Source organism: Aeromonas sp. FDAARGOS 1415 (assembly GCF_019048365.1).
GTDB lineage: Bacteria > Pseudomonadota > Gammaproteobacteria > Enterobacterales > Aeromonadaceae > Aeromonas > Aeromonas taiwanensis.
The window spans coordinates 1690252-1705153 of the sequence record NZ_CP077363.1; the positions used below are offsets into that span (position 1 = coordinate 1690252).

Sequence of the window (14902 nt, forward strand, 5' to 3'; positions counted from 1 at the left end):
TCATGGCTAACCCGCTCAATACCCTGCGTTTTCCCCTCCATGGCGAGCGGCTGATCGAGGCCTCTGCCGGCACCGGCAAGACCTACACCATCGCCGGCCTCTATCTGCGCCTCTTGCTGGGCCACGGTCCGCTCATTGAAGAGGGGGAAGACGCCGGTCAGCCTAGCGCTCACGAGCGGCCCCTGTCGGTGACGGAGATCCTGGTGGTGACCTTTACCGAGGCGGCCACCGCCGAGCTGCGTGGGCGGATCCGCGGCCGCATCCACGAGGCGCGCCTCGCCTTTATGCGCGGGCAAAGCGGCGATGCCCTGCTGGCCCAGCTGCTAGCCGAGGTGGAGGATCACGAACTGGCGGCCCGCCGCCTGCTGGCCGCCGAACGGCAGATGGACGAGGCGGCGGTTTTCACCATCCACGGCTTCTGCCAGCGGATGCTGAAACAGAACGCCTTCGAGTCGGGCGCCCTCTTCGAAACCGAATTTCTCACCGACGACAGCCAGCTCAGGTTGCAGGCGGTGAGCGACTACTGGCGCGCCGAGTTCTATCCGGTGGATAAAACCCTGGCGAGCGCCGTGCGCGCGCTCTGGCCAAGCCCCGCCGCCCTGTTGCGGGAGATGAACGGCTGGCTCGACAACAGCGAGCTGGAGATGCGCCCACCGGCGGGGGACGAGACCCTGGCCGCCCGCCATCAGGCGGCCATGGCCCGTATCGAGGCGGTGAAAGCGGCCTGGCTGGCGCAGGTGGACGAGATCCGCCGCCAGACCGACGGCCATATCAGCCGCTACACCGGCAAGAACTACGAGGGGTGGCTCGCCAAGATAGCCGCCTGGGCGCAGGACGAGGCGAGCGGCTACGCCATTCCCAAGGAGCTGGAGCGTTTCGGCCAGACGGTGCTGGAGGAAAACCTCAAGAAGGGGGGGGTGGTGCCTACCCTGCCGCTGTTCAGCGAGATCGACGCGCTGCTGGCGAGCCGCCCCGGCATCCGCGACCTTATCCTGCAGCGGGCCGCCGTGGTGGTGCGCAGCCGGATGCAGGCCAGCAAGCGTCAGGCCCATCAGCTCTCGTTCGACGATCTGCTCAAAGACCTCGACGGTGCGCTGGGTTCCAGCCTTGGCGAGCGGCTCTGCGAGCGCATTCGCGCCACCTACCGGGTCGCCATGATCGATGAATTCCAGGATACCGACCCCCAGCAATACCGTATCTTCCATCGGCTCTATGGCGGCCATAAAGACACGGCGCTGCTGATGATCGGTGACCCCAAGCAGGCCATCTACGGCTTTCGCGGCGCCGACATCTTCACCTACATTCAGGCGCGGCGAAATGTGAGCGCCCACTACACCCTGGGGCGCAACTGGCGCTCCAGCGGCGCCCTGGTGGCGGCGGTCAACGGCCTGTTCGAGCGAGCCAAGGATCCCTTTATCTACGAGGCGGATATCCCCTTCCTGCCGGTGGCGGCGCAGGGCAAGAGCAAGGCGCTGCGCCTCGACGGCGAAACCGCCCCCGTGCTGCACTGCTGGCAACTCACCGGCCAGCCCACCTTCAACCGGGGGGACTACCAGAGCAAGATGGCCCGCGCCACGGCGGCGGAGATCCACCGCCTGCTGACCCTGGCCCGGGAGGGCAAGGCGCTGATCGGCAGTGAGCCGGTCAAAGCCGGCGATATCGCCGTGCTGGTGCGCACCGGCGCCGAGGGCAAGCTGGTGCAGCAGGAGCTGGCACGGCTCGCCATCGCCTCGGTGTATCTGTCGAATCGCGAGAGCGTGCTGGAACAGGTGGAGGCGCGGGAGATCCTGCTCATTCTGCACGCCTGCCAGAACCCGAGCGAGGAGAGGAGCCTGCGAGCGGCGCTTGCCACCGGCCTGTTCGATCTCGACGCCAAGGCCCTCGACGAGCTTGCCTCCGACGAGCGGGTGTGGGAGAGCGCGGTGCAGGAGTTTATGGAGTACCGCAAGGTCTGGCACAAGCGCGGCGTGCTGGCCATGCTGCGCGCCCTGCTGCACCGGCGCAATCTCGCCGCATCGCTTTTGGCGAGCCCCTACGGGGAGCGGCGGCTGACCAACTTCCTCCATCTGGGGGAGCTCTTGCAGCAGGTGAGCAGCGAGCTGGACGGCGAATACGCCCTGCTGCGCTGGCTGGGGGAGGCGGTAAACCGCCAGAGCGGCCAGGATGCGGAGCAGATACTTCGCCTGGAGTCCGAGCGCAAGCTGGTGCAGATCGTCACCATCCACAAATCCAAGGGGCTGGAGTACCCGCTGGTGTTCCTCCCCTTTATCTGCAGCCACCGCAGCGCCGATACCCCCCTCTATCACGAGGCCGATGAGGCGGGCAATCGCACCATCCTCGATCTTACCGGTGCCGAGGAGTCTCTGGCGGAGGCCGACAAGGAGCGCCTCGCCGAGGATCTGCGGCTGCTCTACGTGGCGCTGACCCGGGGCGTCTACGCCACCTGGCTGGGGCTGGCGCCGGTGCGCTCCGGCAACGGCAAGTCGGAGAAGACCGACCTGCACCAGACCGCCATCGGCTACCTGTTGCAAAAGGGGGAGGAGGGGGACGCCGCAACCCTGGCCACCGCCCTCAGTGCGCTTGCTGAAGATCTGCCCGGAGTGGCCGTCGGTGAGCCCTCGCTCACCCGCCCGGCCCCGCTTCCGGCAGAAGAGGATCAACTGGGTGAGCCGCAGGTGCGCCGCTTTGGCGGCACCCTTGAGCGGGACTGGTGGATCAGCTCCTACTCCGGGCTCGCGGCCCAGGGCCACGGTCACAGCAAGGGGGTGCTGGCCAACCCCGGCTTCGATGACGAGGTGGTCACCGAGGCGGCCGCGCTGGCTGCCGAAGAGCCAGTGCAGGTGCCCCAGCCCTCCATCTTCACCTTCCCGAAGGGGGCGCGCCCCGGCACTTTGCTGCACAGCCTGTTCGAGACCATCGACTTTCAAAGCGCGGGCGGCGAGCCGCTGGCACAGCATATCGCCACCCTGCTGTCGCAGGATGGCTTCGACGAGAGCTGGGCCCAAGTGCTGCAACAGCAGGTGGAGGCAGTGCTGGATACGCCGCTTGAAACGGGCTTTGGCGAGCCGTTACGGCTGCGGGATCTGGCCCCCGAGCGCAAGCAGGTGGAACTGGAGTTCTTCCTGCCCATGGGGCGGGTGACGGCACAGGCGCTGACCGCGCTCTGCCAGCAGCACGACCCGCTGTCGCGGGGCAACAAGCCGCTCAGCTTCGCCACCGTGCAGGGGATGCTCAAGGGCTTTATCGACCTGGTGTTCGAGTGGCAGGGGCGCTGGTATCTGCTCGACTACAAATCCAACCACCTCGGCATGAGCCCGGCCGACTACAGCCGATCGGCGCTGGAGCAGGCCATGGTGGAGCATCGCTACGACCTGCAATACCAGCTCTACTCCCTGGCGCTGCACCGGCTGCTCGCCCTGCGCCTGCCAGGCTACGACTTCGACCAGCACTTTGGCGGCGTCTTCTATCTGTTCCTGCGCGGCATGCCACAGGGGGGCATTTTCCATACTCGCCCCAGCCGCGAACTGGTGCTGGGGCTGGATCGGCTGTTTAGCGAGGGGGCTACGCCCGCCCTCGTACAAGTTTCGGATAACGGGGTAGAAGCATGAAGAGCGTAGTCATGATCGAACGGCTCAAGGCCCTGGCGCTGGCGGGGCGTATCCGCCAGCTGGATCTGCAATTTGCCAAGCTGGTGGCAGACCTTGGCGGCGGCCCCGAGCTGGTGCTGGGGGCGGCGCTCGCCTGCTTCGAGCTGGGGCGTGGCCATGTCTGCCTGCCGCTTGAAATGTTGACGGCCGGATCCTTGCGCCCGTTCGGGCTGGATCCGGATCAGGGCCGGGATCTGCTGGCCGATCTGGCGGATCTGGCGAGCTGGCCCGCCCTGTTTGCGGCAAGCCCCCTGGTTGGCGGCGAACAGGATGAAGGGGAAGCCCCGCGCTGGCCGTTGCGGCTCTGGCACGGCCGCCTCTACCTCACCCGCTATCACGATTTTGAACTGGGGGTGGCCCGCCATCTTCGTGCCTTGAGCGAGCGCGCCGAATGGCCGGAGATTGCCCCGGCCCTGTCGCGCCTCTTTGCCCGCGACTACGGCCTGGTGTTCGGGGCCCTGCTCAAGGCCCGCCTCGCCCCGGATTTCTCGGCCCGCCACTTTATCGAGAAGTACCTGGATCTGGTGTTCCCAAGCGAAGTGGAGTGGCCCGCCATCGAGGCCCTGCTGGCCAGCGCCCAGGCTGCAAACGACCTGAGCAAACTGGATGCACTGGTGCCCGAGGCGCTCTGCTGCAACGGCCAGAAGCTGGCGGCGGCCACGGCGGCGGCGCGCCCCTTTGCGGTCATTTCCGGCGGCCCCGGCACCGGCAAGACCACCACGGTCGCCAAGCTGCTCGCCATTCTGGTGGAGACCGGCCTGCAAGGGGGCAAGGCCCCGGCGATCCGGCTGGTGGCCCCCACGGGCAAGGCGGCGGCGCGTCTGACCGAGAGTATCGGCGCTGCCCTGCAGGCGCTGGACTTGCCCCCCGAGTGGGTCGAGGCCATCCCCACCGAGGCGGGCACCCTGCACCGGCTGCTCGGGGTGATCCCGGGGCGCAGCCAGTTCCGCCACCACAAAGGCAACCCGCTGCACCTCGACCTGCTGGTGGTGGATGAGGCCTCCATGGTCGATTTGCCCATGATGGCGCGCCTGCTGGACGCCCTGCCAAGCCACGCTCGCCTCATCCTGCTCGGCGACAAGGATCAGCTCGCCTCGGTGGAGGCGGGGGCCGTGCTCGGCGATATCTGCAGCTTTACCTCGCAGGGCATCAGCCCGGCGCAGGCAGAGTGGCTCTCCCGCCAGACCGGCTACCGCTTGCAGGGCTCGCCCGCAGGGGCCCCGGTGCGCGACAGCCTCTGTTTGCTCTCCAAGAGCTGGCGCTTCGATCAGCATTCGGGCATCGGCCAGCTGGCGCGCGCCTGCAACGGCGGCGATGCGGCGGCGGTGGAGGCTGTCTGGGGCGCGGGTTTTACGGATATCAGCCTGCACCCCTGGGCGGGGGAGGCCTATGACGAGTTGATTGCCCAGGGGGTGGCCGGTTACGGCAGCTATCTGAAGGCGGCCCGCGCGGGGGAGGAGCCCGCCGCTGTATTCAAGGCATTCAACGGCTTCCAGATCCTCTGCGCCCTGCGCGACGGCCCGTTCGGGGTCGAGGGGCTCAACGAGCGGCTCGAACTGGCCCTGTCACGGGCGGGGCTGATTGCCCGCGATGGTGACTGGTATGCCGGTCGCCCGGTGATGGTGGTGCGCAACGATCACGGGGTCGGCCTCTACAACGGCGATATGGGGCTCTGCCTGCCCGATGAAAGCGGGCGGCTCAAGGTCTGGTTCGAGCAGCCGGACGGCACCCTGCGGGCCCTCTTGCCCAGCCGGCTGCCGCCCCACGAAACCGTCTATGCCATGACCATCCACAAATCCCAGGGCTCGGAGTTTGCCCATACCGTGCTGGTACTGCCCGACAGCCCCAGCCCATTGCTGACCCGTGAGCTGGTCTACACCGGCATCACCCGCGCCAAGGCCCGCCTCGATCTCTACGGTGATCGCGCCCTGCTGGCACAGGCGGTCAGGAAAAAGACCGAGCGTTATTCTGGATTGGCACAGAGGTTGGGGGAGTGATTGATGGCGGCGGTAAAGGGAGTTGCCGCCGTTTTAATATGATTTACTGATTTTTCCTACACCCCTAATAATATTATTCTACGGTGGTAGTTATATGAAAATGGATGTAAGAACAGGACTAGATCTCTTCAGTGGACTTCATGAGGGGCAACCAATATATAATGGAGAGATTTTTGGTTCTTATCCCAGGGAACATGAATCTTATATCGAGTATCGCTTTAAGAATGCAGATGATTTACTGGATGCCTTGGGGCATCGATCTCCATTGATAAAAAGTGAATATTTTCAGTATCATCATAAGTTTATTTTCAGAGGGCATGCAGATAGCAGGTGGAAGCTTGAGCCTAGCTCTGTCAGAGAAATGAATTCGAAAAATAGACGGAGCCAAGTTAGTTGTAGTCATCATGACTTTATCAGTACTGGGCAGGCTCACTTTAATGAGGTGGATAAATTTTCAAAGTTTGTTATTGGTGCAGACAGACTCGGGTTACATGTTGAAAGGGATGTCTTGGAGGCTTGCATTGCGCACTCTGAACGCATTTTAAATCCGATGATTGATAAAAATTTTTTTAATATGTGCTGGCCAAGAGATGAATCATATCGGTTGTTGGCGTTAGCTCAACATTATGGAGTGCCTACACGCCTACTTGATTGGACAACAAATCCTTTAGTTGCCGTTTTTTTTGCAACCAAGAGAGTAAAGAGTAAATCCATCTCAATATGGATTATCCCTCAGCTCTTGTTGGACTTAGCAAAGTTAATCAATGCGATTAAAGTGATACATGTACCAAAGGTAGACAATATGAATATACTTGCGCAGTCTGGTTCGTTTACTAATCATATATTTGTGCCAACGGATGGTCTGAAATCTCTTGATCAGAGTATTATTGGAAAAATTAATGAACACCCCATGGCAATTGAGAGTTTAAAAAATCTTAGCTTAAAACCAAGGTTATTCATTTTGCCAGATTCGGAAAGACTTCCTCTCAGGAGAAAAATTCTCAGCATGGGTATTGATTGGATAAAAATCGAGCCATCTTTAAATGGGGTCGTCGCCTCAATTACGGATGATGTCGAATAGGTTGTGAAGGTAGATAAGCCCAATGTCTTCCGTGTGATCTCTTTTTCCTTCCCCTCATCCCCAGCCCTTCTCCTCCTTTTTTAATAATCGGGAGAAGGGAGTTTTGGCCTCCTTTGATCTGATTCGGATGATTGGTTTATTGGGGATATGTAGGTTCGATTAGCGAAGCGTAATCGGACGGTCGCGTAATCCGACGATCACCTAATTGGAGTCTCCCCTGGCCGGGATTTCGGCAAGCCAGAGATGCGAGTGTCTGATATCCACACTCCCCAACCGCCTCAGACTTATGGTTCGGCCTGTATATCCGGCTGGCAGCCGGGGCCCTGGGCGACCTCCTCCTTGAGCCAGTCGATAAAGCAGCGGATCCGGGCCAGTCTGGGGGAGTCGGGATCCCAGATCAGGTGGTAGTCGTTGTCGGGGTGATAGCTCCTGGTGAAGAGGCGGGTCAGCAGGCCGCTGGCGATCAGATCCCCCGCCAGCACGTTGCGGCTCAGGGCCACCCCCTTACCGGAGAGCACCATGTCGATCGCCAGGCTGTTGTTGTTGACCTCGAAGCGCTTGATCCGGCTCAGGTCGAGCCGATAGCCCGACTCCTGCAGCCACTTCTCCCACGAGACTCCGGCGTAGTCGGGCCCGGAGACGATGACGGTATCGTAGAGATCCTCGATGCGCTGCAGCCGCTCGGCCAGGGCCGGCGAGCAGACCGGAAAGACGCACTCCCGGATCAGCAGGCAGGAGCTCATCTCGGGGTCGACCCGGTTGCAGTAGCGGATCGCCAGATCCATGCCGCCCCGGCCTATGGGCTGCACCTGGGGGTTGGCGTTGAGGCGCACCTCGACCTCGGGGTGGCGCTCGACGAAGCGCCAGAGCCTCGGCATCAGCCAGCGGCTGGCGAAGGAGGGGTTGACGGTGACGTTCAGCACCCCTGCCAGGGGTTCGCACTCGAGGGCGGCCATGCCCTGTTCGAACGCCGCCATGCCCTGGCTGACCCAGGGGAGCAGGCGTGTGCCCCGCTCGGTCAGGCGCATGTTGCGCCCCTCGCGGACAAACAGCTTGACCCCCAGACTCTGCTCCAGCCCCCGGATCTGCTGGCTGACCGCCGCCTGGGTGATGAAGAGCTCCTCGGCGGCGCGGGAGTAGCTGCCGTGGCGGGCCGCCGCCTCGAAGGTGTGCAGGGCGCCGATCTGGGCGATGTATAACTTGCGCTTATGTGTCTGGTTAGCTTTCATCGTTGGCCTTCCTGGCCCGGATTAATAACACTCGACGCCATATCAAACGGCGAAATCAAGGCGAGGTTATCATGGAAACGGCAGGAAGCAATCTGATCGAATCGATCATGAATATATTCACCGGCAAGGCCAGGCTGGCCCGGGAGTGCAATCTGGAGGATATCTCCGGCTGGTTGAAAAACGACATGGGCGTCAGCCATGAAGACGACCGGCGGCAAGACCATGCCAGCAATAAAATAAGGTATTGAGGCGCTCTTTATAGTTTTGTGGGTGCAGCCATTATTAACGCCCCCTGTTTTACCACTCTGCTTATTACCCGAAAAATAGCGGCATCGCCTATTATCGCGGTGGGCCTTATTCACCTCCGCATTCAGGCGGAAATAGGCTCATCGGCGTATTGCCGTGTTTTCCTGACAGGCCAGACGATCCGGACAGGGCGATGGCATCCCACCCAGTGCCTCTGGCCCCGGCAAGGTGTGCCCGCCAGCGTCATTTCCCCTGGCCTGAAGGGCCCAAAAAAAACGGGGCCGAAGGTTTCCCTTCGGCCCCGCCTTCAACGCCTCTCGTCAGAGGCTGGATTTGACGCTGACAAACTCGGGGTAGGCATCGATGCCGCACTCGTGCATGTCCACGCCCATCAGCTCTTCCTCTTCGCTGACGCGCAGGCCCATGGTGGCCTTGAGCAGGCTCCAGACGACCAGGGCGGCGACAAAGACCCAGCCGAAGATGACGGCGGCACCCAGCAGCTGGGCACCGAAGGTGGTGCTTTCGTTGGAGAAGGGCACCACCATCAGGCCGAACAGGCCGCACACCCCGTGTACCGAGATGGCACCGACCGGATCATCGATCTTCATGCGATCGAAGGCGACGATGGCGTAGACCACCAGGGCACCGGCGAGGGCGCCGATCAGGCTGGCGAACAGCGGGCTGGGGGAGGCCGGGTCGGCGGTAATGGCGACCAGGCCGCCGAGGGCGCCGTTGAGGATCATGGTGAGATCCGCCTTGCCCCAGGTGAGCTTGCTGACCAGCAGGGCGCCGACCACACCGGCGGCCGCGGCGGCGTTGGTGTTGACGAAGACGGTGCCGATGGCGGTGGCGTCAGCGGCGCTGGAGAGCGCGAGCTGGGAGCCGCCGTTGAAGCCGAACCAGCCCATCCACAGGATCAGGGTGCCCAGGGTCGCCAGCGGCAGGTTGGAGCCGGGGATGGGGTAGATCTCGCCCTGCTTGCCATATTTGCCACGACGGGGGCCGAGCAGCAGCACGGCGGCGAGGGCAGCGGCGGCGCCCGCCATGTGCACGATGCCGGAGCCCGCGAAGTCGGAGAAGCCCGCCTCTTTCAGGAAGCCGCCGCCCCAGGTCCAGAAGCCTTCCATGGGGTAGATGAAGCCGGTCATCACCACGCAGAACAGCAGGAAGGACCAGAGCTTCATGCGCTCGGCCACCGCCCCGGAGATGATGGAGGTGGCGGTCGCCACGAAGACCACCTGGAAGAAGAAGTCGGAGTGCAGGGAGTGGCCCGCGTCGTCCGCCTGGCTGCCCATCAGGCTGCCGAAGCTCGGCAGCCAGCCACCGGCGGTGTTGTCCACGTACATGATGTTGTAACCAACCAGCAGGAACATGATGCAGGCGATGGCATAGAGCAGGATGTTCTTGGTCAGGATCTCGGTGGTGTTCTTGGCGCGGACCAGGCCGGCCTCCAGCATGGCGAACCCGGCGGCCATCCACATGACCAGCACGCCGGAGATCAGCAGGTAGAAGGTGTCGAGTGCATAGCGCAGCTCGCTAACGGATTTGATCAACTCTTCCATGTCGTATTCCTCAGTTCCAGTCGTATCAAAGGGCGTCTGCGTCGGTCTCGCCGGTGCGGATGCGCACGGCGGCCTGCAGGTCGTAGACGAAGATCTTGCCGTCACCTATCTTGCCGGTGTAGGCGGCCTTGCTGATGGCTTCGATGATCGGCTCGACGTTGTCGGCCAGGGTGCCGATCTCCAGCTTCACCTTCGGCAGAAAATCCACCTGGTATTCGGCGCCCCGATAGAGTTCGGTGTGCCCCTTCTGGCGGCCAAACCCCTTGACCTCGGAGACCGTCAGCCCCTCGACGCCGAGATTGGCGATGGCTTCGCGCACGTCGTCGAGCTTGAACGGTTTGATGATGGCGGTAATCAATTTCATGCAATGTCCCCAATCCATGGTGGTTCACTCACGTATTGGTAGTGGCAAATATTGGGCCAAGAATTTTTATCTTATTATTCAATTGTTTGATTAATTCCCGCATGGCGGCTGCCAGCGGCGTGCCCAATGTGGGCAGGGCTGCGCCAAAGGTGTGCACCCGATTGGTGCAAGCCGGGTCGCAAGGAAATGCGGCAGGAGCGTGACTCCCCTCCAAGACCTGAGGCAGGGTGACTGCTACTGTTATTCAGACAAATGGTGGCGGGCCGATAACCCTGTCATAAGCGGGGCACAGGGGCTCCACCGCCACCACGGATCCCGGCCGGCAGGTTGCCTTTTTTACCGTGATTCACTATTCGGAACCGGGCCGCCCACCCGTGGTGGCCACGTAGCAGAACAAGGATGGTTCCCATGCTGCAAGACAATGACACGCTCGTGATCCCGGATCTCAACGAGGCCGTGGTGCACGGCATTCTGCAGGTCGTCAGCGATGGTATCTGGGACTGGAATGCCAACACCGGCTACGTCTATCGCAATCCCGGCTGGTACCAGATGCTGGGGTATGAGCCGCATTCCCTCGACAACTCCGTCCTGACCTGGGAGAACGTGATCCACCCGGACGATCTGGCGCGGGTCATGGCGCGCTTCGACGCCTATCTGAACGGAAGCGAGCTTGATTACCGGGTGGAGTACCGTTGCCGCTGCCGCAACGGCGACTACATCTGGATTGAGGATTGTGGGCGCATCATAGCGCGCAATCCGGACGGTTCCGTGGCCAGGATGATAGGGGCGCACCGGGACATCCACGCCCAGCGGGAGCTCTACCTGCGGCTGGAGCTGCAAAACCGTTCCCTGGAACAGCTGGTGGCGGAGCGCACCGCCGAGCTGGAGCGGCTCAATCTGGAGCTGCAACACCAGGTAGAAGAAAACCGCCGCCTGGCGGAGACGGACTCTCTGACCGGGGCGGCCAGCCGCTATCGGCTGGAGCACGGCGTCAGGCTGGAGTATGAGCGCGCCAGGCGCTTCAAGGAGCCCTTCGCCGTGATCGCCATGGACGTGGACGACTTCAAGCAGATCAACGATCGCTATGGTCACGGGGTCGGCGACCAGACCCTGATCGACATAGTGCGCCTGACCCGGGACTGCATCCGCGAGATCGATCTGCTGGCCCGCTGGGGCGGGGACGAGTTTATGCTGGTGCTGCCCAATACGCGCCTGGGGGAGGCCCACAAGGTCGCCGAAAAGTTGCGACAGCGACTGGGCTACGCCAGGGTCCAGGGGGTGGAGCCCATCACCCTGAGCTTCGGACTGGTGGAGTCCGACCCTGACGAGCCCCTGAATCATCTGATGGCGAGGGTGGACCGGGCCCTCTATCGGGCCAAGCTGGCGGGCAAGGATCAGCTCTGCGGCTAGGCCGGCGTCACTGGTCGGAGGCGATGGACAGGTTTACCCCCCCGGATACGACTTGATCTTGGGATTTTCTTGACGCCATTTCATCCCGCTGGTTTCATGCGCGCTCTTTTCATTCCTGCGAGATGTATCTTCATGAAGAAGTGCCTTCTGATTGCCCTGACTACCCTGCCCCTGGTTGCCCACGCCGGCCTGATGGATGCCCTGACTGACACCGTGACCAGCAGCGTCACCAGCACCGCCAAGGAGATGGCGGGCAGCGCCATGGACACCGCCTCCAACGAGGCGATCAAAACGGCCCTGGACATCAAGGAAGGCGGCTCCAACAAGCAGGCCATCAAGGAGAAGCTGGGCGAGCCGGCCAGCACCCTGACCGAAGAAGGTCTGGAAGTGTGGACCTACGACCTGAGCGCCCTGAACAAGGCCTCTCCGCTGCTGGCCGAGACCACCGCCTCCCTGCTGAAGGAGTCCGAAGTGGCCCAGAAGAACGTGGTGATCAAGTTCGAAGGGGAGACAGTGAAGACCCTGAACCTGGCCGACAAGACCAAGGCCTGAGTCTGAACGACGTGTATAAAGAAAGGGGCCTGCGGGCCCCTTTTTGCTGCTTTCGAATTACTGGTTCGCTTCGGCGAACTGCTTCATCACTTCCGCGTGCTTGATCATGCCGTCGGCGCGCTGGGAGAGGTTCTTCACGAACTCGGCCTTCTTGGCCGGATCTTCAATCTTGTCGTAGCGCTGCTGCAGGTGGGCCTGGATCTGCTCCGGGGTCATGTTCTGCATGCGGGCCATCTTGTCGTGACGGCTGCCATGGTGCTTGCCGCCCATCATGCCGGTACCGTCCATGGAGCAGTTGGTGGCCATGGCCTGGGTCGGTTGCGCGGTGGAGACAGCCTCGCTGGCGGCGTAGGCGCCAAGCGGCAGGCCGAGGATCAGGGTGGCGGTCAGCAGGGTCTTGGTCAGCTTTTTCATGGGTAACTCCTGTCGGATTGATACGGGTACAGGCTGTTTCGCCTTGGTACTCAGTAAACACCGTGGAAGTGTCTGAACTTTGCCAGTACAGGACTATTTTGTAGCAGAGTGTGGCATCTTGCCGCTCTGGCACACTTTGACACAACCCGCCCGGTTGATTTTCGTATAATCGCCCCAGCTCGATAACGGGAGAGACAGTGATGAACCAAGGCAGCCCTCATATTCTGGTGGTCGACGACCACAGCGAGATCCGCGATCTGCTCAAGCGCTTTCTGGAACAGCACGGCATGCGCGTCAGTTGTGCCCGTGATGGCAAGGAGATGAAGCGGCTGCTGGACGAGCGGGAGTTCGATCTGCTGGTGCTGGATCTGATGATGCCGGGAGAGGATGGTCTTACCCTGTGCCGCGAGCTCAGGGTCAAGTCTCGCCTGCCCATCATCATGCTCACCGCCATGGGGGAGGAGACGGATCGCATCATCGGTCTGGAGATGGGGGCAGACGACTACCTCTCCAAGCCCTTCAATCCCCGGGAGCTGCTGGCCCGCATCAAGGCGGTGATGCGCCGCACCCAGGCGGAGAGCCTGCCCGTCCCCGAGACACTGACCCGGGATCTGCGCTTCGACCGCTGGCTGCTCGACATCAATCGCCGCGAGCTGGTGGACGAGGAAGGGGTGGGGATGAGCCTCTCCACCGCCGAGTTCGATCTGCTCAAGGTCTTTCTGGAGCGCCCGCAACGGGTGCTGAGCCGGGATCAGCTGCTGGATCTGGCCCGGGGCCGGGAGGCCGTGGCCTTCGATCGTGCCATCGACACCCTGGTGAGCCGCCTGCGGCGCAAGCTGGAGCGGGATCCCAAGAATCCCGAGCTCATCAAGACCATCTGGGGCGGCGGTTACCTGTTCGCCGCCGACGTGACCCAGGAGTGAGCGCGCTATGATCAAGCGCGTCTTCGCCAGGCTGCTGCCCAAGGGGCTGACCGGCCAGATCGTGCTGGTGGCCCTGGCGGGGCTGGTGCTGATCCAGTTGCTCAGCATCCAGATCTACCGCTCGGACAGGGAGGAGGCGCTTGGCTACGTCAACAGCCGCAACGCCATGCAGCGCATCATCTCTGTGGTGCGCCTGCTCTCCCTCTCGCCCCCCTCCCTCTATCACGAGATCCTCAAGGCGAGCCGCAGCGAGACTTTGCTGTTGCGCCTCTCCGACGAGCCGCTGCTGCCAGACAACCGCAGCCCCCGCTACGAGAAGCTGGTGCGGGCCAAGCTCGGCTACCCTTCCTCCCTGGCGGTGGAGATCAGCGCCGAGTTGAAGCAGGACGTCCAGCGCAGCCGGGCCTGGCAGCATCACAACCGCATGATGAAGGAGCGAAACGGCATGCCGCCGCCCCAGGACATGCGACTCTACGGCTCCATCGAGCTGCCCAACGGTGGCTGGCTGCAGTTCAGCTCCCTGGTGGACAAGGAGACGGCGAGCTGGTCCTGGCAGACCACCCTCAACCTGTTGCTGGTGGCGAGTCTGGTCATCGGTCTGATGATCTGGCTGTTCCGCCGTGCGACCCTGCCTCTCAAGCAGCTGGCCGCCAACGCGGACAGGCTGGGGCGTGGTGAGGACATAGAACCCCTGCGGGAAGAGGGGCCCATCGAGATCCGCGAATCCATTCAGGCCTTCAACCGCATGCATACCCGCCTCGATCGCTTCGTGCAGGACAGAACCCGGATGCTGGCCGCCATCTCCCATGACCTGCGCACCCCCATCACCAGCCTGCGGCTGCGCAGCGAGTTTCTGGCGGACGGGGAGGACAAGGAGCGATTCCAGCAGACCCTGCTGCAGATGGAGCAGATGCTGGCGGCGACCCTGAGCTTTGCGCGGGAGGAGGGGCAGCAGGAGGCGACCCGGGAGCTGGATCTGGTCAGCCTGCTGGAGAGCCTGTGCGACGACTACGCCGACATGGGGCAGCCGGTTACCTGCCTGGCCGAGGGCAAGCAGGTGTATGCCTGTCGGGCCAATACCCTGCGCCGGGTGCTGCAAAACCTCATCGGCAACGCCATCAAGTACGCGGGGGGGGCCGAGGTGTCGCTGCTGCGTACCGAATCCGAATTGCTGATCCTGGTCTGTGATCAGGGGCCGGGGATCGCCGAGAACCAGCTGGAGGAGGTGTTCAAGCCCTTCGTGCGCCTCGACGAGGCCCGCAACACCGAGTCTGGCAGCGTGGGGCTGGGGCTCGCCATCGCCCGTACTCTGGTGCATCAGCACGGCGGGGAGCTCAGCCTGCACAATCGCCAAGAGGGGGGGCTGGAGGCGAGGATCAGCCTGCCCCTGTAAGGAACCTGACCAGGAAATGGGGCACCACCAGGGTGCCCTTTTTGTTGCCCGTGGCGAGATGGCAGCAGGGCAACCAGCCGGCCA

12 protein-coding genes are annotated in these 14902 nt (G+C 62.6%); 8 read left to right on the forward strand and 4 right to left on the reverse strand.

Annotation, left to right across the window (positions count from 1 at the left end):
• Positions 1-2 precede the first annotated feature (2 nt).
• The 3 genes from recB to I6L45_RS08045 all read left to right on the forward strand — a co-directional run bounded on the left by recB (position 3) and on the right by I6L45_RS08045 (position 6725).
• Positions 3-3608 (forward strand): exodeoxyribonuclease V subunit beta, encoded by a 3606-nt coding sequence (recB, locus tag I6L45_RS08035; protein ID WP_216983907.1) that lies wholly within the window; start codon positions 3-5, stop codon positions 3606-3608.
• The gene (recD, locus tag I6L45_RS08040; protein ID WP_216983908.1) at positions 3605-5644 is read left to right on the forward strand and encodes an exodeoxyribonuclease V subunit alpha; all 2040 of its coding nucleotides are present in this window, start codon (positions 3605-3607) and stop codon (positions 5642-5644) included. Before recB ends, recD begins: the two co-directional genes overlap by 4 nt.
• A gap of 94 nt (positions 5645-5738) precedes the next feature.
• Complete coding sequence (locus tag I6L45_RS08045; protein WP_216983909.1) at positions 5739-6725, forward strand: FRG domain-containing protein; 987 nt, start codon at positions 5739-5741, stop codon at positions 6723-6725.
• Positions 6726-7009: 284 nt separating this feature from the next.
• Here I6L45_RS08045 and I6L45_RS08050 read toward each other — a convergent pair whose 3' ends face one another.
• Positions 7010-7954, reverse strand: a complete 945-nt coding sequence (locus tag I6L45_RS08050; RefSeq protein ID WP_216983910.1) for a LysR substrate-binding domain-containing protein — start codon at positions 7952-7954, stop codon at positions 7010-7012.
• Between the two features lie 71 nt (positions 7955-8025).
• Between I6L45_RS08050 and I6L45_RS08055 the strand changes: the two genes are divergently transcribed.
• The gene (locus I6L45_RS08055) at positions 8026-8202 is read left to right on the forward strand and encodes a hypothetical protein (protein ID WP_216983911.1); all 177 of its coding nucleotides are present in this window, start codon (positions 8026-8028) and stop codon (positions 8200-8202) included.
• Between the two features lie 318 nt (positions 8203-8520).
• Here the strand turns inward: I6L45_RS08055 and I6L45_RS08060 are convergent, their stop codons facing one another.
• A complete protein-coding gene (locus I6L45_RS08060; protein WP_043762584.1) occupies positions 8521-9762 on the reverse strand; it encodes an ammonium transporter in 1242 nt (413 codons plus the stop codon).
• A gap of 25 nt (positions 9763-9787) precedes the next feature.
• Complete coding sequence (gene glnK / locus I6L45_RS08065; protein ID WP_134697147.1) at positions 9788-10126, reverse strand: P-II family nitrogen regulator; 339 nt, start codon at positions 10124-10126, stop codon at positions 9788-9790.
• Positions 10127-10534: 408 nt separating this feature from the next.
• On the opposite strand from glnK, the gene I6L45_RS08070 reads away from it, so the two are divergent.
• The gene (locus tag I6L45_RS08070; protein WP_216983912.1) at positions 10535-11536 is read left to right on the forward strand and encodes a sensor domain-containing diguanylate cyclase; all 1002 of its coding nucleotides are present in this window, start codon (positions 10535-10537) and stop codon (positions 11534-11536) included.
• 132 nt (positions 11537-11668) lie between these two features.
• The gene (locus I6L45_RS08075) at positions 11669-12088 is read left to right on the forward strand and encodes a hypothetical protein (protein ID WP_216983913.1); all 420 of its coding nucleotides are present in this window, start codon (positions 11669-11671) and stop codon (positions 12086-12088) included.
• A 57-nt stretch (positions 12089-12145) separates the two neighbouring features.
• On the opposite strand, the gene I6L45_RS08080 is transcribed toward I6L45_RS08075, so the two are convergent.
• Positions 12146-12502: a hypothetical protein gene (locus I6L45_RS08080; RefSeq protein WP_216983914.1), complete on the reverse strand. Its 357-nt coding sequence runs from the start codon at positions 12500-12502 to the stop codon at positions 12146-12148.
• Between the two features lie 200 nt (positions 12503-12702).
• Here I6L45_RS08080 and I6L45_RS08085 point away from each other — a divergent pair, with 200 nt between their 5' ends.
• The gene (locus tag I6L45_RS08085) at positions 12703-13425 is read left to right on the forward strand and encodes a response regulator (protein WP_043762590.1); all 723 of its coding nucleotides are present in this window, start codon (positions 12703-12705) and stop codon (positions 13423-13425) included.
• Positions 13426-13432: 7 nt separating this feature from the next.
• A complete protein-coding gene (locus I6L45_RS08090; protein WP_216983915.1) occupies positions 13433-14818 on the forward strand; it encodes an ATP-binding protein in 1386 nt (461 codons plus the stop codon).
• Positions 14819-14902 lie beyond the last annotated feature (84 nt).